Raw genomic sequence first — 21,580 nt, forward strand, 5'->3', positions numbered from 1 at the left:
GCCGCCTTCAGTCGTCACTCTTCCCTCCCTGGAGTCCCCTGATGGACACCCCTCTCTCCACCATCGCCGTCGTCGGTCTGGGCACCATGGGCAAGGGCATCGCCGATGTCCTCGCCCGGGCCGGCCGTGAGGTCATCGGCATCGACATCAGCGAAGCCGCCGCCGCCCAGGCCGTCACCGCCCTGGAGGCCTCCACCGCCCGCGCGGTGGCCCGTGAGCGGATCACCGAGGAGGAGCGGCAGGACGTCCTCGCCCGCTTCCGCACCTTCTCCGACCTCCAGGCGGCGGCCGACGCCGATCTCGTGATCGAGGTCGTGCCCGAGTCGTACGAGGCCAAGCAGGAGGTCTTCCGGGCCCTGGACTCCATCGTCCGGCCCGAGGCGATCATCGCCACCGGCACCAACGCGCTCTCGGTGACGCGCCTCGCCGCCGACTCCGCGCACCCCGAGCGCGTCCTCGGCCTGCACTTCTTCACCCCGGTCCAGGCCATGAAGCTGGTCGAGGTCGTCTCCTCGGTCCTCACCGCCCCGCAGGCCGTGGAGGCCGTCACCGCCCTCGCGCACGACCTCGGCAAGGAGCCCGTCGCGGTCGGCGACCGCCCCGGCTTCGTCGCCGACGGTCTGCTCTTCGGCTACCTCAACCAGGCCGCCGCCATGTACGAGGCGAAGTACGCCTCCCGCGAGGACATCGACGCCGCGATGCGGCTCGGCTGCGGTCTGCCGATGGGCCCCCTCGCCCTGCTCGACCTGATCGGCATCGACACCGCCCGTACCGTCCTGGACGCGATGTACAGCGAGTCGCGCGACCGGCTGCACGCGCCCGCCCCGATCCTGAAGCAGCTCAGCGAGGCCGGTCTCACGGGCCGCAAGTCGGGCCGCGGCTTCTACACCTACGACGCCCCGGGCTCGGCCACCGTGGTCCGCGACGCGCTCACCCCGCTGGAGGCCGCCGCCGCCGGCTCCGGCCGCGAGGTCCGCTCGGTCGGCGTCGCCGGCTCGGGCACCATGGCGTCCGGCATCGCCGAGGTCTTCGCCAAGGCCGGTTACGAGGTCGTGCTCGCCGCCCGCTCCCAGGAGAAGGCCGACACCGCCAAGGCCCGGATCGCGAAGTCCCTCGCCCGTTCGGTCGACAAGGGCCGGATGAGCGGCGAGGCCCGCGACGAGACGCTGGCCCGGATCACCCCGGCCGGCTCGCTCGACGCCTTCGCCGAGGTCGACCTGGCCGTCGAGGCGGTCGCCGAGGACCTGCAGATCAAGCAGGAGCTCTTCGGGCGGCTCGACAAGATCTGCAAGCCGGGCGCGGTGCTCGCCACCACGACCTCCTCGCTGCCGGTCGTCGCCTGCGCCCGCGCGACCTCGCGCCCGCAGGACGTCATCGGCATGCACTTCTTCAACCCGGCGCCGGCCATGAAGCTGGTGGAGATCGTCCGTACGGTCCTGACCGCCGACGACGTCCACGCCACGGTCCGCGAGGTCACCGCGAAGATCAGGAAGCACCCGGTGGACTGCGGCGACCGGGCCGGCTTCATCGTGAACGCACTGCTCTTCCCGTACCTGAACAACGCGATCAAGATGGTCGAGGAGCACTACGCGACCCTGGACGACATCGACGCCGCCATGAAGCTGGGCGGCGGCTACCCGATGGGGCCGTTCGAGCTCCTGGACGTCGTCGGCCTCGACGTCTCGCTCGCGATCGAGCAGGTGCTGCACCGCGAGTTCCGCGACCCGGGCCTGGCGCCCGCGCCGCTGCTCGAGCACCTGGTGGCGGCCGGCTGCCTGGGCCGCAAGACGGGACGCGGCTTCCGCGAATATGCCCGACGCTGAGCCCTATGCGGGCTGGGGAGGGTTGCTGAGCCCCTCAGGCGCCTCCGGGGCCCCGGGCGACCCTCCCCCACCTGGGCACACTCCCGCACTGATGCAGTACGTTCAGGACATGCCCAAGGCCGCGAAGACACCCCGTGCCATGTCACCGTCCACCTCCGACAACACCGAGAGTGCGGCGGGCACCCGCGCGGCCGCGCAGCGGCTGAAGATGCGCCGTGAGCTGGCGGCCGCGGCCATGGAGCTCTTCGCGACGAAGGGGTACGAGGCCACGACGGTCGACGAGATCGCCGCGGCGGCCGGGGTCGCGCGCCGGACCTTCTTCCGGCACTTCCGCTCCAAGGAAGAGGCGATCTTCCCCGACCACGACGACACCCTGGTGCGCGCGGAGGCGGTCCTGAACGCCGCGCCGCCGCACGAGCACCCGCTGGACACGGTCTGCCGGGGCATCAAGGAAGTCATGAAGATGTACGCGGCGTCGCCGGCGGTCTCCGTGGAGCGCTACCGGCTCACCCGCGAGGTGCCGACCCTGCGGGAGCGCGAGATCGCCTCGGTGGCCCGCTACGAGCGGTTGTTCACCCGCTATCTGCTGGGCCATTTCGACGAGCGCGACCACCACGACGGCAACGACGACCCGCTGCTCGCCGAGGTGGCCGCCTCGGCGGTCGTCACCGCCCACAACCACGTCCTGCGCCGCTGGCTGCGCGCCGGGGGCAAGGGGGACGTGGAGGCGCAGCTGGACCACGCCTTCGCGATCGTGCGGGAGACCTTCGGCACGGGCATAGGCGCGGGCCGCCCGGGCTCGTCCGCGCAGCCCGCCTCGTCGGCCCCGTCCACGCCGGGCCCCGCCGCCACCGCGTCGGCCCAGGGCGACGTGGTGATCGCCGTCGCCCGGACGGACGCCCCGCTGGACGAGGTCATGCGGACGATCCAGCAGGCGCTGAAGAAGAGCTGAGCTCAACCCCTTCACGACGAAAGCCGCCCCACCGGGGCGGCTTTCGTCGCATTTGCACCCACCTTCGATCGATCATCGCTCATGTGTGACCGCCAGATTGCATCTGAGTGAAATTGTTGGCACGCAGTGCCTTGTCAGGTGACACGCGGTGCCATACGTTGATGTTGTCCGGGCGGCCGGCGCGCCGAGGTCTCCTCGTGCGCCGGCTGTCCCCACAAGCGATCGTGATTGTGCGCCCGGACGCCTGCGTCACAGGCAAACTTCAGCGCCCACCAAGCGCGGCCAACAGCTCCACCCCGCCGAACCGACGGCACACCTCCACAGCACCACCCCCAGACGTACCCCTCAGCGCGTCATCCCTCAGACGCCGCACCGCCGGAGGCACACCCGTGAAGGAAATCCTGGACGCGATCCAGTCGCCGGAATCCACGTCCGCCGACTTCGCCAACATCAAGCTCCCCGAGTCCTACCGGGCCGTGACCGTCCACAAGGACGAGACCGAGATGTTCGCCGGGCTCGCCAGCCGCGACAAGGACCCGCGCAAGTCGCTCCACCTCGACGACGTGCCGCTGCCCGAGCTCGGCCCGGGTGAGGCCCTGGTCGCCGTCATGGCCAGCTCCGTGAACTACAACTCGGTCTGGACCTCGATCTTCGAGCCGATGGCGACCTTCGGCTTCCTCGAGCGCTACGGCAAGCTCTCCGAGCTCACCAAGCGCCACGACCTGCCGTACCACATCATCGGCTCCGACCTCGCGGGCGTCGTCCTGCGCACCGGCCCGGGCGTCAACGCCTGGAAGCCCGGCGACGAGGTCGTCGCGCACTGCCTCTCGGTCGAGCTGGAGTCCTCGGACGGCCACAACGACACGATGCTCGACCCCGAGCAGCGCATCTGGGGCTTCGAGACCAACTTCGGCGGCCTCGCCGAGATCGCCCTCGTGAAGTCCAACCAGCTGATGCCGAAGCCGGACCACCTCAGCTGGGAGGAGGCGGCGGCGCCCGGACTGGTGAACTCCACCGCGTACCGCCAGCTGGTCTCCCGCAACGGCGCCGGCATGAAGCAGGGCGACAACGTCCTGATCTGGGGCGCGAGCGGCGGCCTCGGCTCGTACGCCACCCAGTTCGCGCTGGCCGGCGGCGCCAACCCGATCTGTGTCGTCTCCAGCGACCAGAAGGCGGACATCTGCCGTGCGATGGGCGCCGAGGCGATCATCGACCGCAACGCCGAGGGCTACAAGTTCTGGAAGGACGAGCACACCCAGGACCCGAAGGAGTGGAAGCGCTTCGGCAAGCGCATCCGCGAGCTCACCGGCGGCGAGGACGTGGACATCGTCTTCGAGCACCCGGGCCGCGAGACCTTCGGCGCCTCCGTGTACGTCACCCGCAAGGGCGGCACGATCGTCACCTGTGCCTCGACCTCGGGCTACAACCACGAGTACGACAACCGCTACCTGTGGATGTCGCTGAAGCGGATCATCGGCTCGCACTTCGCGAACTACCGCGAGGCGTGGGAGGCCAACCGCCTGATCGCCAAGGGCAAGATCCACCCGACGCTCTCCAAGGTCTACTCCCTGGAGGAGACCGGCCAGGCCGCCTACGACGTCCACCGCAACCTGCACCAGGGCAAGGTCGGCGTCCTCGCGCTCGCGCCGCAGGAGGGCCTCGGCGTGCGCAACCCGGAGATGCGCGCGAAGCACATCGACGCCATCAACCGCTTCCGTAACATCTGATCCCGGGACCGTATATGACTGAGCGTCAGAAGGACCGGCCGTGGCTCATGCGGACCTACGCCGGTCACTCGACCGCCGAGGCGTCCAACGAGCTGTACCGGCGCAACCTCGCCAAGGGTCAGACGGGCCTCTCGGTCGCGTTCGACCTGCCCACGCAGACCGGCTACGACCCCGACCACATCCTCGCCCGCGGCGAGGTCGGCCGGGTCGGGGTCCCGGTCTCGCACCTCGGTGACATGCGCCGGCTGTTCCAGGACATCCCCCTGGAGCAGATGAACACCTCGATGACCATCAACGCCACGGCGATGTGGCTCCTGGCGCTCTACCAGGTGGTCGCGGAGGAGCAGGGCGCGGACGTCACCAGGCTCCAGGGCACCACCCAGAACGACATCGTGAAGGAGTACCTGTCGCGCGGGACGCACGTCTTCCCGCCCGGCCCGTCGCTCCGCCTCACGACGGACATGATCACCTACACGGTGAACAACATCCCGAAGTGGAACCCGATCAACATCTGCAGCTACCACCTGCAGGAGGCGGGGGCCACTCCGGTCCAGGAGATCTCGTACGCGATGTCCACCGCCATCGCGGTGCTCGACGCGGTCCGCGACTCCGGCCAGGTGCCGGCGGACCGCTTCGGCGAGGTCGTCGCCCGTATCTCCTTCTTCGTGAACGCGGGTGTCCGCTTCATCGAGGAGATGTGCAAGATGCGCGCCTTCGGCCGCATCTGGGACAAGGTCACGCGCGAGCGGTACGGCATCGAGGACGCCAAGCAGCGCCGGTTCCGCTACGGCGTCCAGGTCAACTCGCTCGGTCTGACCGAGGCCCAGCCGGAGAACAACGTCCAGCGGATCGTCCTGGAGATGCTGGCCGTGACGCTCTCCAAGGACGCACGCGCGCGTGCCGTCCAGCTGCCCGCCTGGAACGAGGCGCTGGGCCTGCCCCGCCCCTGGGACCAGCAGTGGTCGCTCCGCATCCAGCAGGTGCTCGCCCACGAGTCCGACCTGCTGGAGTACGAGGACATCTTCGCCGGGTCGCACGTCATCGAGGCCAAGGTCGACTCGCTCGTCGAGGAGTGCCTGGCCGAGATCGACCGAATCCAGGAGATGGGCGGCGCGATGGCCGCCGTCGAGTCCGGCTACCTCAAGTCGCAGCTGGTCTCCTCGCACGCCGAGCGGCGGGCCCGGATCGAGGCCGGCGACGAGAAGATCGTCGGCGTCAACATCTTCCAGTCGACCGAGGAGAACCCGCTCACCGCGGACCTCGACACGGCGATCATGACGGTCGACCCGGCCAACGAGGCCAAGGTCGTCGCCAAGCTCCACGAGTGGCGCGACAACCGCGACGAGAACCGTGCCCAGGAGTCGCTGGCCGCCCTCAAGGCGACGGCGGCCGGGGAGGGCAACCTCTTCGCCGCCACCCTGGAGTGCGCGCGCGCCGGTGTCACCACCGGCGAGTGGTCCTGGGCGCTGCGGGACGTCTTCGGCGAGTTCCGCGCCCCCACGGGCGTCTCCTCCGCCCCGGTCGCGGTGACGGCCGAGGAGGGCACGCCGCTGGCTCTCGTACGGGAGAAGGTGGCGCGGACGGCCACGGAGCTGGGCTCCGGGCGGCTGCGGCTCCTGGTCGGCAAGCCGGGCCTGGACGGGCACTCCAACGGGGCCGAGCAGATCGCGGTACGCGCGCGTGACGCCGGTTTCGAGGTGGTCTACCAGGGGATCCGGCTGACCCCCGAGCAGATCGTCAACGCGGCCCTCGCGGAGGACGTGCACTGCGTGGGTCTGTCGATCCTCTCCGGCTCGCACGCCGAGCTGGTCCCGGACGTCCTCGACCGCCTCCGCGAGGCGGGCGCGACCGACATTCCGGTCATCGTCGGCGGGATCATCCCGAACGCCGACGCCGCAGAACTGAAGCGTGCGGGTGTGGCCGCCGTCTTCACACCGAAGGACTTCGGTATCACCGAGATCATCGGCCGTATCGTCGACGAGATCCGGAAAGCGAACAAGCTCGACCCTCTGGAGGTCCCCGCATGACCACGCCGGCTTCCCCTGTGAACCGACTCCGCCCGCGCCGCTCGTGCCTCGCGGTGCCCGGCTCGAACCCGCGCTTCCTGGAGAAGGCCCAGGGGCTGGACGCCGACCAGGTGTTCCTGGACCTGGAGGACGCCTGCGCGCCGCTCGCCAAGCCCGAGGCCCGTCACACCATCGTCAAGTTCCTCAACGAGGGCGACTGGACCGGCAAGACCCGGGTCGTGCGGGTCAACGACTGGACGACCCACTGGACGTACCGTGACGTCGTCACCGTCGTCGAGGGCGCCGGCCAGAACCTCGACTGCATCATGCTGCCGAAGGTCCAGGACGCCCAGCAGATCGTGGCGCTCGACCTCCTGCTGACCCAGATCGAGAAGACGATGGGCTTCGAGGTCGGCAAGATCGGCATCGAGGCGCAGATCGAGAACGCCCAGGGCCTCACCAACGTCAACGCGATCGCGCAGGCCTCGCAGCGCGTCGAGACGATCATCTTCGGCCCGGCCGACTTCATGGCCTCCATCAACATGAAGTCCCTGGTCGTCGGCGAGCAGCCGCCCGGCTACCCGGCGGACGCGTACCACCACATCCTGATGAGCATCCTGATGGCCGCCCGCGCCAACAACCTCCAGGCGATCGACGGCCCGTACCTGCAGATCCGCAACCCGGAGGGCTACAAGGCGGTCGCCCGGCGCGCCGCCGCCCTCGGCTTCGACGGCAAGTGGGTGCTCCACCCGGACCAGGTCGCCGCGGCGAACGAGATCTTCTCCCCCTCGCAGGAGGACTTCGACCACGCCGAGCTGATCCTGGACGCGTACGACTACTACACCTCCGAGGCCGGCGGCAAGAAGGGCTCGGCCATGCTCGGCGACGAGATGATCGACGAGGCCAGCCGCAAGATGGCCCTGGTCATCTCCGGCAAGGGCCGCGCCGCCGGTATGCAGCGCACCAGCAAGTTCGAGATCCCGGAGGCGTAAGACCATGCAGTTCGGCCGCACCTACGAAGAGTTCGAAGTCGGCGCCGTCTACAAGCACTGGCCCGGAAAGACGGTCACCGAGTACGACGACCACCTCTTCTGCCTGCTGACGATGAACCACCATCCGCTGCACATGGATGTGAACTACGCCGAGAACACGACGGACTTCAAGAAGAACGTCGTCGTCGGCAACTACATCTACTCGCTGCTGCTCGGCATGTCCGTGCCGGACGTCTCGGGCAAGGCGATCGCCAACCTGGAGATCGAGTCGCTGCGCCACGTCGCGCCGACCTTCCACGGCGACACCATCTACGGCGAGACCACGGTCCTCGACAAGACCCCCTCGAAGTCGAAGAACGACCGCGGCATCGTCTACGTCGAGACCAAGGGCTACAAGCAGGACGGCACCCTGGTGTGCGTCTTCCGCCGCAAGGTGATGGTCCCCACCGAGACGTACATCAAGGAGCGCGGCGGCGAGCAGCCCGGCCGCCCCGAGCTCATCGAGCCCTCCAAGAAGACGGAGAAGTAGCAATGGCCCGACTCGCCCAGACCGCCGGGCTCACGGACGTCCAGCAGGAGATCCTCAAGACCGTCCGGGAGTTCGTCGACAAGGAGATCATCCCGGTCGCGACCGAGCTGGAGCACCGCGACGAGTACCCGCAGCAGATCGTCGACGGGCTCAAGGAGCTCGGCCTCTTCGGTCTGATGATCCCCGAGGAGTACGGCGGTCTCGGTGAGTCGCTGCTCACCTACGCGCTGTGCGTGGAGGAGATCGCCCGCGGCTGGATGTCGGTCTCCGGCATCATCAACACGCACTTCATCGTGGCGTACATGCTGAAGCAGCACGGCACCCAGGAGCAGAAGGACTACTTCCTTCCGCGGATGGCGGCCGGCGAGACGCGTGGCGCGTTCTCGATGTCGGAGCCGGGTCTCGGCTCGGATGTGTCGGCCATCACGTCCAAGGCCGTCAAGGACGGCGACGAGTACGTCCTCAACGGCCAGAAGATGTGGCTGACGAACGGCGGCACGTCAACGCTGGTCGCCGTTCTCGTCCGAAGTGACGAAGGACACCCTGAGGGTACGGCGCCCCACAAGTCGATGACGACCTTCCTCGTCGAGAAGGAGCCCGGCTTCGGAGAGGTCCGCCCCGGCCTCACCATCCCCGGGAAGATCGACAAGATGGGTTACAAGGGCGTCGACACGACCGAACTCATCATGGACGGACTGCGCATTCCGGCCAATCGGGTCCTCGGCGGGGTCACCGGCCGAGGGTTTTACCAAATGATGGACGGCGTGGAAGTCGGCCGCGTGAATGTCGCGGCCCGTGGCTGCGGTGTCGCGCATCGTGCCTTCGAACTGGGTGTCTCGTATGCCCAGCAACGTCACACTTTCGGCAAGCCGATCGCCCAGCACCAGGCGATTCAGTTCAAGCTGGCCGAGATGGCTACCAAGGTCGAGGCCGCTCATGCCATGATGGTGAACGCAGCACGCAAAAAGGACTCCGGGGAACGAAACGACCTCGAAGCAGGGATGGCGAAGTACCTCGCCTCCGAATACTGCAAGGAAGTCGTCGAGGACGCCTTCCGTATCCATGGCGGATACGGGTTCTCGAAGGAGTACGAGATCGAGCGCCTCTACCGTGAGGCTCCGATGCTGCTCATCGGTGAAGGTACCGCCGAGATCCAGAAAATGATCATTGGGCGTCGGTTGCTCGAGGAGTACCGATTCCAGGGTTGATTGTCGCATTTGGGTCGGTTCGGCCGCGAAGAAGATCACACCCTGGAAGCGTTTGCCGGGGGTTTCCGGCCGACCGACTCGGCTTCTGGCTTGCCCAGTTGCGGCCCGCAACCGATAGCATCGCCCGAAAGCCGCCGTCCCCTGTTGCCAGTGCGGCATCATCCGCTACGAAGGTCATCCATGCCCCACAGCCAAACCTCTGCACCTCGCGACAGCCTTGCCGGCGTACGCATCGCACGCGGAGCATCGCCGTGGCTTCTGCCGACCGTCGCCACCGCGGCGCTCAGCCTCGCGCGTGCGCGCAGGTCGAAGCGCGCCGCGGCCATCGCCGTGCCCACCACCGCGCTGGCGGCGGGCATGCTGTGGTTCTTCCGCGACCCCGAGCGTGAGATCGCTCAGGGCCGGGTCATCTCCCCCGCCGACGGTGTGGTGCAGAGCATCATGCCGTGGAAGGACGGCCGGACCCGGGTCGCCATCTTCATGAGCCCGCTGAACGTCCACGTCAACCGCGCGCCGCTGGCCGGCACGGTGACGTCCGTGGAGCACATCCCCGGCGGGTTCGTCCCGGCGTTCAACAAGGAGAGCGAGAACAACGAGCGCGTTGTCTGGCACTTCGACACCGAGCTCGGTGACATCGAGATGGTGCAGATCGCGGGGGCCGTGGCCCGTCGCATCGTGCCGTACATCCCGCAGGGGACGAAGGTCGAGCAGGGCGAGCGCATCGGTCTGATCCGCTTCGGGTCGCGCGTCGACATCTACCTTCCGGAAGGTGTGGACGTCGCCGTCGAGGTCGGGCAGACCACGACCGCGGGGGTGACTCGCATTGACCGTGATTGATCCCGACACCCGGGCCGCCGACTGGGTCGCCGACGCGGACGCGGACTCCGTCGAGGAGACCGAGGAGATGCCGCTGTCGCTGAGGCTGTCCATAGCGGACGCCCTCACGCTCGGTAACGCCACGTGTGGATTCATGGCGGTGTACTTCACCACCACGGGCATCCTCATCCCGCACCTCACCGGCAGCAACGAGACCGGCATGGCCCGCAACAGCGCCGCCACCGCCGTGATACTGATGCTGTGCGCGGCGATCTTCGACCTGTTCGACGGGCTCGTGGCGCGCAAGCTGCGCAGCTCGCCGATGGGCGCGGAGCTGGACAACCTCTCGGACCTGATCAGCTTCGGTCTGGCCCCGGCCTACTTCGTACTCGTGTACGGGATGGTCGCGGACGACGCGCAGCAGAAGGTCTCGGCGGTGGCCGCGATCGTGGTGCTGCTCGCGGTGGTGCTGCGGCTGGCGAGATTCTCCTGCGTGACCATGAAGGACGGCATGTTCCAGGGCATGCCGAGCCCCTTCGGCGCGCTGACGGTGGTCTCGATCGTGCTCCTCGAGCTGCCGTTCATCCCGACGCTGCTCGCGATCATCGGCGTCGCCTGGCTGATGGTGAGCCGGGTCGAGTACCCCAAGCCGCGGGGTGTCCTCGCGGTGGCGATGCTCGCCTGGATCGTCGGAGCCATGGGCATGCTGGCGGCGTGGGCGTTCGACGCGCCGGGTGGCGCGTTCCTGCTGCAGGCCGGCTGTGCGCTGCAGGTGGTGATGGGCGCCGTGATCCCCCTCTTCGCGACGGCCCGTCGGGTGAACACCTTCCGCGGCAACCGCCGCGAGAGCCGCGAGGCGCGACAGGCCGAGGTGGCCCAGCTGCCGTAGGCGGTACGGACATACGGAAGGGCCCGGAAGCGAGATCGCTTCCGGGCCCTTCCGTATGTCCTCAGAGTCCCAGCAGGGACTCCGTGAGAGCGGCGGTGCGCCGGTGCCAGGCGCCCGCGCCGCGGAGCATGGCGTGGCCGCCGGCCGCCATCGGGATGCCGACGGCGTCCGCGCCCGCCTCCCGGGCGCGGCGCACGAAGGCCCAGGACTCCGCGGCGGGGGTGACCCGGTCCGCCTCGTGGTGGAGCAGGAAGACCCCGCGGCCCCTGAGATGCTCCACGGGCTCCCCGGCCGGGCACCAGGGCGCGAGACCGACCACGCCGCGCACCAGCGGGTCTCCCGCCGCACGCAGCGCCGCCCGGCCCCCCATCGAGTGCCCGACGAGAACGACGGGGACGTTCCCCGCGAGGTCCCGCAGCCGGCCGAGGGCCGCCTGGGCGTCGTGGGCGGCGTCGCAGCGCGGTCCGTTCCACCCGCGGCGCGCGTACCGCGCCTCGGCGACGAGCACGTCACGCCCTCGGGTGACACGGGCGATCTCCGCCGCGAAGGGGCGCATGCGCAGCGCGGGGAGGTTCAGGGCGGGCGGTGCCTCCATGCCGTGCTCGTGGCCGCCGTGCAGCAGCAGCACCGCGGCGGCCGGCACGGCGGGTGAGGTGCGCAGAACGAGGACGCCCCGGGGGCCGACGTCCTCCGCGGTGCCGTCTCCTCCCGGGTGAGCCAGATCCGCGCCGGACGTCGCCATGTGTTCCTCCAGCAGTCTCGTGCCGCTCATCACGATCGGCGAGACCAGTGTGACGGCAGCCGGCACCCGCCTGCCACAGGCCGTCATGATCTGGCCATGGTTCAGTCGCTCGCCCACGGCCGGCGGGACGGTGTCGCCGGGGGCGCGGGTCGGACCGTGACCTGGGCGCGCGGACGCCCCGCACCGCGCCGAGGGCTTCGGCGCGGTGCGGGGTCGTCGCGATCCGCTCCCCGGCTCAGCCCGCCTTCGGGGTGAAGGTCTTGGCCGCGTCGGAGACGAAGGGCTCACGGACCGTGCGCATGCCGCCCGGGACCGTCTTGTCCGGCTGGAGGATGACCGACTCGCGGGACGACGGCGCCTTCGGGTCGCTGAAGTCGTGCGTCATGCCGAAGCCCGCGTCGTAGCTGTTCAGCGTCAGCAGTGCCTTGTCGATGCCCTCACGGGTGAGGTCCTTGGACGCACAGGCCTTCTTCAGGGCCTCACCGAAGACGCTCGCCGCGGTCCAGCCGGCGACGATGCCGTTGTCGAGGCTGTCGCTCGGGTAGGCGGCCTTGTAGTCGGCGACGAGCTTCTTGGCGGCCGGGGTCTCCGCGCCGATGGGCAGGCTCGGGGAGGCGAACCAGTACATCTTCTCCAGGGCGGGACCCGCCTGGGTGCCGAGCAGCTGCGGCGCGAACGCCGAGTTGTTGCCGATGATCGGCACCAGGAGCTTGGTCGCCGCCGCGACGCCGACCAGCGAGGCCGCCTGGCGCGGTCCCGCACTGATCACGATGCCCTTGACGCCCGCCTGCTTCAACGCCGCGACCTGCGCCGACATGTCGTTGTCGGTGGGCTTGATCTTCTGCTCGACGACCGTGAGGCCGGCCTTCCCGGCCGCGTACTTCGAGCCGGTCAGGGCGTTCTCGCCGTAGTCGCCCTCGAAGTAGACGTGGCCGATCTTGTCGCCCGCCTTCAGGCCCTTCTCCTTGACCAGGAAGTCGACCGCGTTGATCGTCTCGACGTCGTACGTGGAGCCGAGGACTCGGATGTACGGCGAGCCGAGCAGCGAGGCCGACCAGGCCTGCGGCAGCACGAGCCCCTTGTCCTGCCCGTCGACGCGCTGCTTGACCGCGGCGACGAACGGGGAGCCGATGAACTGGGAGTAGCCGACGACCTTCGGCTCCAGCTCGGTGTACGCGGACAGCGCCTTCTGCGGGTCGTAGCCGTGGTCGCGGACCGTCAGCTCCAGCTGCCGGCCGCAGATCCCGCCGGCCGCGTTGACCTGCTTCACGTACAGCTGCTGCGCCTGCGTGACGCTCTTGCCGAGCGTGGCGTACACCCCGGTCATGTCCGTGAGCGCGCCGATCGCGATGGTCTTGTCGGTGACGCCCTTGCCGGTCCTGACGCCGTCGGCGCCGGTGCCCCGGTCGTCTCCGCTCTTGGCCTTGGAGCTGCAGCCGGCGGCGGTCAGGGCGACGAGGGTGGCGAGCGCGGCGGCCAGGCCTCTGGACGCCTGTCGTCGGTGGATCATCGTTCCTCCCCAGAGGAGTGCGAGGGTTGGGCGGTTCGCTTGGGTTTGCGGGCGGCGAGCCGGACCAGGCCGCCGGGCAGGAAGAGCACCACCGCGACGACGGCGGCGCCGTAGAGATAGCGCGCGGCCTCCCCCGGTGCGATCCCGCCCGTCCCGGGGGCGGAGACCAGGGGAAGCGCGTCGCTGTACCGGTTGAGGAGCTGCGGCAGGAGGGAGACGAAGACGCCTCCGACCACCGCACCGGCGACCGAACCGAGACCGCCGATGACGATCATGGCCAGGAATTCGAGGGAGAGGATCATGCCGAAGTACTCCGGCACGGTCCGCTGGAAGACCAGCGCGAGCAGGACGCCGGCGAGGCCCGCGTACATGGACGACAGGACGAAGACGGCGGCCCGGTAGCGGGCCACGGGGATGCCCATGACGCCCGCCGCGATCCGGTGGTCCCGGATGGCGTTCATCGCGCGGCCGGGGCGGCCGCGGAGCACTCCGCGGGCGAAGAGCGCGCCCGCGAGGAGAAGCACGAGACCGAGGTACCAGAGCTTCTCCGCGGAGCCGAACGGCACCTGGGCGACGAGGAGTTCGCTGTCGTCGAAGGTGAGGCCGAAGAGGCTGAGCGGAGGCACCGCGCGGCCGTTGAAGCCGCCGGTGAGGTCGTGGGCGTTGAACAGGACGTGCTGGCCGATGAAGATCAGCGCGAGGGTGGCGATACCGAGGTACGCGCCGCGCAGCCGGCCCGCGATGGGGCTGAACACCCCGCCGGCGAGACCCGCGAGGGCGACGGCGAGGACGGCGGCGAGCCAGCCCGGCAGTCCGAGTCCGGTGAGCCCGTCCTTCCCGTCCCCGGCGAAGGCGCAGTAGCCGTACGCGCCGACGGCGAGGAAGAAGGCGTGGCCCATCGAGAGCTGGCCGGTGGCGCCGGTCAGCAGGTTGATGCCGATGGCCCCGATCGCGGCGGCCATGGCGAAGAGTCCGGCCTGGAGCCAGAAGCGGTCCAGGTAGAAGGGGAAGGCGGCGAGGACGAGGCCGGCGGCGGCCAGGACCCAGGCGCGCGGGCGGCCGAGGACACGCGGCCGTGCGAGGACTTCAGACACGGGCGAGCTCCTTCGTGCCGAAGAGTCCCGCCGGGCGGATCAGCAGCACGGCGACCATCACGAGGTACGGGGCGAGGTCGCCGATGCCCCGGCCGAGGAAGGTCAGGTCGCCCTGGTAGCCGGTGGCGAGGGACTCGGTGATGCCGACCAGGAGTCCTCCGACGAGGGCGCCGGTGGTGGAGTCGAGGCCGCCGAGGATCGCGGCCGGGAAGGCCTTCAACGCGGCGAGCGAGGTGGTGCGTTCCAGGCCGGGGGTCGGGAAGACGGTGAGGAAGAGCGCGGCGACGGCGGCGAGGCCGCCGGCGACCGCCCAGGCGCCGAGCGAGACCCGGCCGAGCCGGATCCCCATCAGGGCCGCGGTCTCCCGGTTCTCGGCGGCGGCGCGCATCGCGACGCCCCAGGAGGTGTACCGGAAGGCGAGCAGGAACGCGGTGATGAGCAGGGCCGCGGCGAGGAAGGCGGCGATCCGGGTCTGCGGAAACGTGACCGGGCCCAGGGTGACGACGGCGTCGCCCCACGGGTCGCCGAGCGACAGGATGTCCGTACCGATGCGGCGGGTCAGTTCGGTGGCGAGCAGGATGTCGACGCCGATGGTGACGATGGCGAGGACGCTGTGGTCGGAGCCCCGGTAGCGGCGCATGACGAGGAACTCGACGGCCGCGCCGACCAGCGCCGCGCCGCCGATGCCGACGAGCAGCGCCGGCCAGAAGCCGAGGTCCTCGTGGAGGACGGCGGTGATGTACCCACCGGCGAGAAGCAGCGAGGCGTGGGCGAAGTTGACGACCTCGGTGGCGCGGAAGATCACCACGAAGCCGAGGGCGATGAGGGCGTAGATGGAGCCCAACGAGACGCCGTTGAGCAGGAGTTCGGCGAAGGTGGTCACTCGGCGGTCTCCTCTCCGAGATAGGCGCGGACGACCGCCGGGTCGTTCTGTACGTCTGCGGGGGCGCCGTCGGCGATGCGACGGCCGAAGTCGAGGACGGTGACGGCATCGGCGAGCCGCATCACCACGCCCATGTCGTGCTCGACGAGGACGATGGAGATCCCGAGGCTGTCGCGGACGCCGGCGATGACGGAGGCGGTACGGCGGCGCTCGTCGGCCGTCATGCCGGCCACGGGCTCGTCGAGGAGCAGCAGCCGGGGCTCCATGCAGAGGGCGCGGGCCAGTTCGGCGAGCTTCTGCTGCCCGTACGGGAGTGATCCCGCGGGCTGCCCCAACTGCTTCTCCAGACCGACGAAGGCGGCGATCTCGCGGACCCGGGCCCGGTGGCGCGCCTCCTCGCGGACGGCGGAGGGCAGCCGGAGCCCGGCGGCGACGAAGCCGGTCCGGGTGAGCCGGTGGCGGCCGAGCATCAGGCTGTCCTCGACGGTGGCGCGGGGCGGCAGCGCGAGGTTCTGGAAGATACGGGCGACGCCGAGGTCGGCGATCTTGTGCGGGGGCAGGGCGGTGAGCTCGTGCTCGCCGAAGCGGACCGAGCCCGAGGTCGCCTTGTAGACCCCGGAGAGCACGTTGAAGCAGGTGGACTTGCCGGCGCCGTTGGGGCCGATGACGGCGTGCACGGTGCCGGGGCGGACGGTGAAGCCGACGGAGTCGAGGGCGGTGAGCCCGGCGAACCTGACGGTGACGTCCCGGACTTCGAGGGCGGGTACGGAGGTCATCGGACGGCCTCCTGCCAGCGGGACAGGACCGGGTGCACGGCGGCGGCGCCCGCCGCGTCGGCGGCCGCCTCCTCGTCCACGACACCCAGGTAGCGGCGGCGTACCTCGTCGGATGCGGCGAGTTCGGCGGCCGGGCCGGAGAGGGTGACCTCGCCGACCTCCAGGACGTACGCCCGTGAGGCGAGCCGGAGCGCGAGCGCCGCGTTCTGCTCGACGAGGAGCACGGCCGTGCCCTGGGCGTTGATCTCGCGGATCGTGTCGGCGATCCGGGCCGCCATCAGCGGCGCGAGGCCGAGCGAGGGCTCGTCGAGGAGCAGCAGCTTCGGCGAGGCCATCAGGGCGCGGCCGACGGCGAGCATCTGCTGTTCGCCGCCGGAGAGCAGCCCGGCGCGCTGGTGGGAGCGGTCGGCGAGGACCGGGAAGAGCTCGTGGACCCGCTGGAGCGCGGCCGCCTTCGCGGCGCGGTCGCCGCTCGCGCCCAGCGCTCCGGCGCGCAGATTGTCCTCGACCGTCATCCGGGCGAAGACCTGGCGGCCCTCCGGGACCTGGGAGACCCCGGCGGCCACGACCCGGTCGGGTGCGAGCCCGTCGATCGGCCGGCCGCCGAAGCTCACGGTGCCGGAGGTGACGGCTCCGCCGTGGAACGACAGCGTGCGCGAGATGGCCCGCAGCAGTGTGGACTTGCCGGCGCCGTTGCCGCCGAGGACGGTGACGACGCTGCCCTCCGGTACGGCGAGCGACACCTGCCGTAGTGCGCGTACGGGTCCGTATCCCGCCGACAGGTCCGCCACCTCCAAGGCGAGTGCGGTGCCTCCCATGTCTCCCCTTCCGTGACGCGTACGGACTCCGGGCCCGTTCGGTGGCGCTCACCCCAGCACCGCTCGGGCCGCGCGTCCACGTCCGGCGGCCGAAACGCTGCCGGTGACCAGCGGGCGCGGCGGCGGGTTGTGCACGCGCACAACACTGCTCGTCGGGGGCCTGTGGGGAGGCGGGAAGGATGGCATCCTCCGGTCATGGGACGGCGCAGACGACGGACCGGCGATGACTGGAAGCTGCTGGCGCGGGCGTGCACGGCGTTGCTCGAGCGGCTGCCGGAGCTGGTGGACGAGCATATGAGGGAGCTCCACGCGTACGAGCCCGCCTATGGCCGGATCGTGCCGTACGACCAGCACTGGCAGGAGGCCCATGCCGCGATGCGGATCGGGATCGAGATGATCTCGGCGCCCCGGGACTCGCCGCGGCGGGACCTGGAGCACGCGGACGAGATGGGCCGGCTGCGGGCGGAGCAGGGCATGCCGCTGGAGCTGGTGGTGCACTCGTACCGGAACGCGGGGCATCTGGTGTGGGACGCGCTGATCGAGGGCGCGGCGGCTGATCCGGCGCAGCTGTCGTCGCTGATGCAGTCGGCGACGATCGTGTGGCAGGCGGTGGACGCGCAGGCGGACACGGCGTCGGAGGCGTACCGGGCGACGGAGCTGGAGCTGCGGCGCCGCACGGACGAGCAGCTCCACGCGCTCCTCGACGCGCTGCTGCAGGGGCAGCGCTCGCCGGAGGTGACCTCACGGGCGGCGGCGGGCCTGGACCTGCCGGAGCACGGACGGTACGCGGTGGTGGTGCTGCGGCACGACCGCCGGGAGGTCCCGGAGCCGTTCCACCGGCGGGTGCGGGGGGCCGGGGTGCGGTTCCTGTGGCGGATGGGGGCGGACTGCGAGGTCGGTGTGGCGGCGCTGACGGAGGGCACGGGCCTGGACGCGCTGTCGGAGCTCCTGGAGGGCCGCTGCCCGGGTCCTGGCGGGATCAGTCCGGTGGTCACGGGTCTGTCGGAGCTGGGCCGAGCCCGCCGGCTCGCGGAGCTGGCCCTGCGCACCTGTCCGCCGGACTCCCAGCAGATCGTCCGCCTGGACCGCCGGATGGCGGGCGCGCTGGTGGTCGGCCAGCCGGAACTGGCCGGCCTGCTGATCACGGACGTCCTCGGGGGCCTCCTGGAACTGGACCCGGCGGACCGGGCGGTGCTGCTGGAGACCCTGGACGTCTGGCTCGACTGCGAGGGCTCGGCGGGGCGGGCGGCGGGGCGCCTGTACTGCCACCGCAACACGGTCTTCAACCGCCTGCGCCGCCTGGAACAACTGACGTCCCGATCGCTCTCCCGCCCACGGGACCTGACGGAGATGACCCTGGCCCTGGACGCGTTCCGCCTGACCCCGACGGGGTGAGCGGGCGGGGGAATCTCCCCCACCCCGCCCCTCCCGTTGTGGGCAATCGTTCCGCAGGGCGGAACGGGTGGGCACAACGGACGGTGCCCTTGCGAGCGCCTCCGCTCCATGGGCCCGGCGCCCACGGGGGCGGCAGCTTCGCGCCGCCGGTGCCCACGGTCGCCCGCGGGGCCCGCGGTGCCCGGGGGGACCGGGGGCCCGGGGGGCCCGGGGGACCGGCGGCCCGGGGCCAGCAACTCCGGGGGCCCGGGGGGCCCGGGGCCCGGGGGCCCGGGGCCGGCACCCCCGGGGGCCGAGGAGGCCGGGGGCCGGCACCCCGAGGCGCCTGTGGATCAGGTGTCCGCCGGGGCGCTACGCCAGGAAGTCCCTCGCGATGTTCGCCGCCACCTGTTCCAGCAGCGGGCCCGCGTTCGCGATGCACTTCGCCGTGTCCGGTTCCAGGTCCGTGAGCGGGTAGGCGCGGCGGATGCCCGCCCTGCCCAGGGCCTCGGGGGCGAGGGCCAGGCGGCCGCAGACCGCCACGACCTCCTTGCCGGCCGCGCGGGCCGCCGCCGCGACGCCCGCCGGGGCCTTGCCGTGGAGGGTCTGCTCGTCGAGGGAGCCCTCACCGGTGATGACGAGCGTCGCCCGCTCCAGCGCCGGGGCGAAGCCCAGGACGTCGAGCATCAGCTCGATGCCGGGGCGGAAGCTCGCGTCCAGGCCGACGAGCGCGCCGTAGCCGATCCCGCCCGCCCCGCCCGCGCCCGGCGCCACCGCGCACTCGGACGCCTTGGGGCCGATCGCCTTCTCCAGGACCGTGACGAAGTGCGCGAGCGCCTCGTCCAGGGTCTCGACGTCCGCCGCGGAGGCGCCCTTCTGCGGCCCGTAGACGGCAGGCGCGCCCTTCGGGCCGGTCAGCGGGTTGTCGACGTCACTCGCGAGGATCAGGTCCACCGAGGCGAACCGCGGGTCGAGGCCCGACAGGTCCGCCGAGGCCAGCTCCGCCAGCGCCGCGCCGCCCGGACCCACCGGCTCACCGGCCGCGTCCAGGAACACCGCGCCCAGCGCGTCGAGCATGCCCGCCCCGCCGTCCGTCGTCGCGCTGCCGCCGACGCCGAAGACGATCGTCGTCGCGCCCGCGTCCAGCGCGGCCCGCAGCAGCTCGCCCGAGCCGTACGTCGTCGCCGTGAGCGCTGCGAAGACCCCCGGGGGAAGCAGCTGGAGACCCGAGGCCTCCGCCATCTCCACGACCGCCGTCGTGCCGCGCAGCGCGAACGCCGCCGTCACCGGCTCGCCGAGCGGCCCGGTCACCCGTACCTCACGACGCTCGAAACCGGCCGCCACCGCGGCCGCGACCGTACCGTCGCCGCCGTCCGCGACGGGCAGCGTCTCCACCTCGAGCTCCGGGACGACCCGTCGCAGTCCAGCTGTGACCCGCTCCGCGACCTGTACGGCCGTGAGCGAACCCTTGAACTTGTCGGCCGCGACGAGCACGCGTGCGACCTCAGTTACTGCTCCGTCCGTCACCTTGCATCCCTTGCTTTCGAACAGGCAGTCGCGCCGAGCCGACCCTATCCGCACCCCCAGACGGCGTGCCACCCCCCGATATCGCGATATACCGCACCATAGTGGGGCCATATGAGCACGGAACCGATCGATCAGACCGATCAACCCCCCTCTCCCGACCTGAAGGTCGTGGGCATCGGAGTGGCGGCCGTCGTCGCGGTCGTGGCCTGGGCGGCGCTGGGCGAGGACTCCTTCGACAGCGCCTCCTCCTCCGCCCTGAGCTGGGTCCTGAACAACTTCGCCTGGCTCTTCGTGATCGCCGCCGACACGTTCCTCGTCCTGTGCCTGGTGATCGCGGTGAGCCGTTTCGGCAGGATCCGGCTCGGCCCCGACGACTCGGAGCCCGAGTTCACCAATCTCTCCTGGATCGCCATGATGTTCAGCGCGGGCATGGGGATCGGTCTGATGTTCTACGGGGTCGGGGAGCCCCTCCAGCACTACCTGACGCCTCCCCCGGCGAGCGGCGCCGAGGCGGCCACGGGCGAGGCCGCCCGCAGCGCCATGGAGTACAGCTTCTTCCACTGGACCCTCACCCCCTGGGCCATCTACGGCATCGCGGGCCTCTCCCTCGCCTACGCGGGCTTCCGCAAGGCCCGCGGCGGCCGGCTGAGCTCGGCGTTCGTCCCGCTGATCGGCGCGCGGCGGGCGGCGGGATGGCAGGGCAGGGCCATCGACCTGCTGGCCGTCTTCGCGACGGTCTTCGGCACGGCGACCAGCCTCGGCATCGGCGCCCTCCAGGTCACCAAGGGCATGAACCTGACGTGGGACGTCGAGGACTCCACCACGACCCAGCTGATCATCATCGCGTCGCTGTCGGCGGCGTTCGTCCTGTCGGCGTTCTCCGGGCTGCACAAGGGCGTCAAGTGGCTGTCGACGATCAACATCGTCCTCGCCGCGAGCCTGGCGGCCTTCGTCTTCCTCCTCGGCCCGACCGTCTACATCCTGGACACGATCCCGGCGTCCATCGGCGGGTATCTCCACGAGCTGCTGCCGCTGGCCAGCACCACCGGCGCCTTCACGGACTCCGAGTGGCTGGGGGCGTGGACGATCTTCTACTGGGCGTGGTGGCTGTCCTGGGCGCCGTTCGTCGGTACGTTCATCGCCCGGATCTCGCGGGGCCGCACGATCCGGGAGTTCCTCATCGGCGTCCTGCTCGTGCCCAGCGGTGCGACCGTCATCTGGTTCTGCGTGATGGGCGGTACGGCGATCCGGCTGGAGTCGACCGGCGAGGCGGATCTGGCGGCCGCGGTGAAGGAGGGGGCGGAGGCCTCGCTGTTCGCGATGCTGGACGCGCTGCCGATCGGGGCGGTGACGTCCGTGATCGCGATGATCCTGGTGATGACGTACTTCGTCACCAGCGCGGACTCGGCGTCCCTGGTCATGGGCTCGCTGACGAGCCGGGGCTCGCTGCACCCGCCGACGTGGCTGGTGGTCACCTGGGGCATCCTCATGGCGTCCGTCGCCGCGGTGCTGCTCGTGGCGGGCGGCCTGAGCTCGCTGCAGACGGCGACGATCCTGGTCGCACTGCCGTTCGTGCTCGTGATGCTGGCTCTGTGCTGGGCGCTCCTGAAGGAACTCCGCGACGACCCGGGCGCGGGCCCGGCCCGCCACCACGCGCTGCACGGGGTACGGGACGCGGTGCGGGCGATGGTCGGCGACGCGATGACGGAGCAGAGCGCGTCCCGCCACCACCGCCTGCGCCGGGCGGCGAGGTCCCGCACCGAGACGGAGGAGGACCAGGGTCCGGACACCTGAGGGGCCGCGGGGCCGGGGCGCCCACAACCCACAACCCACGAGCCCGAGCCGAGCCGAGCCCGAGCCCGAGCCCGAGCCCGAGCCCGAGCCCGAGCCACGCGAGGGCATCCCGCGCCGCGC

General features: G+C 70.9%; 18 protein-coding genes. 11 read left to right on the forward strand and 7 right to left on the reverse strand.

Annotated features, from left to right (window positions below):
* Positions 1-41 precede the first annotated feature (41 nt).
* The 9 genes from FDM97_RS22925 (at position 42) to pssA (ending at position 10,942) form a co-directional block, all read left to right on the forward strand.
* Positions 42-1,823: a 3-hydroxyacyl-CoA dehydrogenase family protein gene (locus FDM97_RS22925; RefSeq protein WP_137992381.1), complete on the forward strand. Its 1,782-nt coding sequence runs from the start codon at positions 42-44 to the stop codon at positions 1,821-1,823.
* A 91-nt stretch (positions 1,824-1,914) separates the two neighbouring features.
* On the forward strand, positions 1,915-2,775 hold the full coding sequence (locus FDM97_RS22930; RefSeq protein ID WP_137992382.1) for a TetR family transcriptional regulator: 861 nt from the start codon (positions 1,915-1,917) through the stop codon (positions 2,773-2,775).
* Between the two features lie 389 nt (positions 2,776-3,164).
* Positions 3,165-4,502 carry a crotonyl-CoA carboxylase/reductase gene (gene ccrA, locus FDM97_RS22935; RefSeq protein ID WP_137992383.1) on the forward strand — a complete coding sequence of 446 codons (1,338 nt, stop codon included), beginning with the start codon at positions 3,165-3,167 and terminating at the stop codon, positions 4,500-4,502.
* A 14-nt stretch (positions 4,503-4,516) separates the two neighbouring features.
* Complete coding sequence (locus FDM97_RS22940) at positions 4,517-6,529, forward strand: protein meaA (RefSeq protein ID WP_137992384.1); 2,013 nt, start codon at positions 4,517-4,519, stop codon at positions 6,527-6,529.
* The gene (locus FDM97_RS22945) at positions 6,526-7,500 is read left to right on the forward strand and encodes an HpcH/HpaI aldolase/citrate lyase family protein (RefSeq protein ID WP_137992385.1); all 975 of its coding nucleotides are present in this window, start codon (positions 6,526-6,528) and stop codon (positions 7,498-7,500) included. Before FDM97_RS22940 ends, FDM97_RS22945 begins: the two co-directional genes overlap by 4 nt.
* Positions 7,501-7,504: 4 nt before the next feature.
* Positions 7,505-8,029 carry a MaoC family dehydratase gene (locus FDM97_RS22950; protein ID WP_137992386.1) on the forward strand — a complete coding sequence of 175 codons (525 nt, stop codon included), beginning with the start codon at positions 7,505-7,507 and terminating at the stop codon, positions 8,027-8,029.
* 2 nt (positions 8,030-8,031) lie between these two features.
* Positions 8,032-9,237, forward strand: a complete 1,206-nt coding sequence (locus FDM97_RS22955; protein WP_137992387.1) for an acyl-CoA dehydrogenase family protein — start codon at positions 8,032-8,034, stop codon at positions 9,235-9,237.
* A 180-nt stretch (positions 9,238-9,417) separates the two neighbouring features.
* Positions 9,418-10,074 carry a phosphatidylserine decarboxylase gene (locus FDM97_RS22960; protein WP_137992388.1) on the forward strand — a complete coding sequence of 219 codons (657 nt, stop codon included), beginning with the start codon at positions 9,418-9,420 and terminating at the stop codon, positions 10,072-10,074.
* Positions 10,067-10,942, forward strand: a complete 876-nt coding sequence (pssA, locus tag FDM97_RS22965) for a CDP-diacylglycerol--serine O-phosphatidyltransferase (RefSeq protein WP_137994975.1) — start codon at positions 10,067-10,069, stop codon at positions 10,940-10,942. Before FDM97_RS22960 ends, pssA begins: the two co-directional genes overlap by 8 nt.
* A 61-nt stretch (positions 10,943-11,003) precedes the next feature.
* Here pssA and FDM97_RS22970 read toward each other — a convergent pair whose 3' ends face one another.
* The 6 genes from FDM97_RS22970 to FDM97_RS22995 all read right to left on the reverse strand — a co-directional run bounded on the left by FDM97_RS22970 (position 11,004) and on the right by FDM97_RS22995 (position 16,765).
* Positions 11,004-11,801, reverse strand: a complete 798-nt coding sequence (locus FDM97_RS22970) for an alpha/beta hydrolase (protein ID WP_349775390.1) — start codon at positions 11,799-11,801, stop codon at positions 11,004-11,006.
* Positions 11,802-11,919: 118 nt separating this feature from the next.
* Positions 11,920-13,194 (reverse strand): ABC transporter substrate-binding protein, encoded by a 1,275-nt coding sequence (locus FDM97_RS22975; protein WP_137992389.1) that lies wholly within the window; start codon positions 13,192-13,194, stop codon positions 11,920-11,922.
* Positions 13,191-14,288, reverse strand: a complete 1,098-nt coding sequence (locus tag FDM97_RS22980; protein ID WP_137992390.1) for a branched-chain amino acid ABC transporter permease — start codon at positions 14,286-14,288, stop codon at positions 13,191-13,193. Before FDM97_RS22980 ends, FDM97_RS22975 begins: the two co-directional genes overlap by 4 nt.
* Positions 14,281-15,171: a branched-chain amino acid ABC transporter permease gene (locus FDM97_RS22985; protein WP_137992391.1), complete on the reverse strand. Its 891-nt coding sequence runs from the start codon at positions 15,169-15,171 to the stop codon at positions 14,281-14,283. The genes FDM97_RS22980 and FDM97_RS22985 overlap by 8 nt, the downstream gene beginning before the upstream one ends.
* Entirely contained in the window at positions 15,168-15,947 is a 780-nt protein-coding gene (locus FDM97_RS36895) for an ABC transporter ATP-binding protein (RefSeq protein ID WP_137992392.1), read from the reverse strand. Before FDM97_RS36895 ends, FDM97_RS22985 begins: the two co-directional genes overlap by 4 nt.
* The gene (locus FDM97_RS22995) at positions 15,944-16,765 is read right to left on the reverse strand and encodes an ABC transporter ATP-binding protein (RefSeq protein ID WP_137992393.1); all 822 of its coding nucleotides are present in this window, start codon (positions 16,763-16,765) and stop codon (positions 15,944-15,946) included. Before FDM97_RS22995 ends, FDM97_RS36895 begins: the two co-directional genes overlap by 4 nt.
* Before the next feature lie 195 nt (positions 16,766-16,960).
* Here FDM97_RS22995 and FDM97_RS23000 point away from each other — a divergent pair, with 195 nt between their 5' ends.
* The gene (locus tag FDM97_RS23000) at positions 16,961-18,160 is read left to right on the forward strand and encodes a PucR family transcriptional regulator (protein WP_137992394.1); all 1,200 of its coding nucleotides are present in this window, start codon (positions 16,961-16,963) and stop codon (positions 18,158-18,160) included.
* 351 nt (positions 18,161-18,511) lie between these two features.
* On the opposite strand, the gene FDM97_RS23010 is transcribed toward FDM97_RS23000, so the two are convergent.
* The gene (locus FDM97_RS23010) at positions 18,512-19,666 is read right to left on the reverse strand and encodes a glycerate kinase (RefSeq protein WP_137992395.1); all 1,155 of its coding nucleotides are present in this window, start codon (positions 19,664-19,666) and stop codon (positions 18,512-18,514) included.
* Positions 19,667-19,777: 111 nt separating this feature from the next.
* Between FDM97_RS23010 and FDM97_RS23015 the strand changes: the two genes are divergently transcribed.
* On the forward strand, positions 19,778-21,460 hold the full coding sequence (locus tag FDM97_RS23015) for a BCCT family transporter (RefSeq protein WP_137992396.1): 1,683 nt from the start codon (positions 19,778-19,780) through the stop codon (positions 21,458-21,460).
* The last annotated feature ends 120 nt before the right edge of the window (positions 21,461-21,580 follow it).

It is taken from the genome of Streptomyces vilmorinianum (genome assembly GCF_005517195.1).
GTDB lineage: Bacteria > Actinomycetota > Actinomycetes > Streptomycetales > Streptomycetaceae > Streptomyces > Streptomyces vilmorinianum.

What these genes read in the sequence shown, in the direction of transcription:
- FDM97_RS22925 (WP_137992381.1), top strand. Translation starts at nt 42, where the DNA reads ATGGACACCCCTCTCTCCACCATCGCCGTCGTCGGTCTGGGCACCATG.
- FDM97_RS22950 (WP_137992386.1), top strand. Translation starts at nt 7,505, where the DNA reads ATGCAGTTCGGCCGCACCTACGAAGAGTTCGAAGTCGGCGCCGTCTAC.
- FDM97_RS22955 (WP_137992387.1), top strand. Translation starts at nt 8,032, where the DNA reads ATGGCCCGACTCGCCCAGACCGCCGGGCTCACGGACGTCCAGCAGGAG.
- FDM97_RS23015 (WP_137992396.1), top strand. Translation starts at nt 19,778, where the DNA reads ATGAGCACGGAACCGATCGATCAGACCGATCAACCCCCCTCTCCCGAC.
- FDM97_RS23000 (WP_137992394.1), top strand. Translation starts at nt 16,961, where the DNA reads ATGGGACGGCGCAGACGACGGACCGGCGATGACTGGAAGCTGCTGGCG.
- FDM97_RS22995 (WP_137992393.1), bottom strand. Translation starts at nt 16,765, where the DNA reads ATGGGAGGCACCGCACTCGCCTTGGAGGTGGCGGACCTGTCGGCGGGA.
- FDM97_RS22960 (WP_137992388.1), top strand. Translation starts at nt 9,418, where the DNA reads ATGCCCCACAGCCAAACCTCTGCACCTCGCGACAGCCTTGCCGGCGTA.
- FDM97_RS22940 (WP_137992384.1), top strand. Translation starts at nt 4,517, where the DNA reads ATGACTGAGCGTCAGAAGGACCGGCCGTGGCTCATGCGGACCTACGCC.
- FDM97_RS22945 (WP_137992385.1), top strand. Translation starts at nt 6,526, where the DNA reads ATGACCACGCCGGCTTCCCCTGTGAACCGACTCCGCCCGCGCCGCTCG.
- FDM97_RS36895 (WP_137992392.1), bottom strand. Translation starts at nt 15,947, where the DNA reads ATGACCTCCGTACCCGCCCTCGAAGTCCGGGACGTCACCGTCAGGTTC.
- FDM97_RS22930 (WP_137992382.1), top strand. Translation starts at nt 1,915, where the DNA reads ATGCAGTACGTTCAGGACATGCCCAAGGCCGCGAAGACACCCCGTGCC.
- FDM97_RS22975 (WP_137992389.1), bottom strand. Translation starts at nt 13,194, where the DNA reads ATGATCCACCGACGACAGGCGTCCAGAGGCCTGGCCGCCGCGCTCGCC.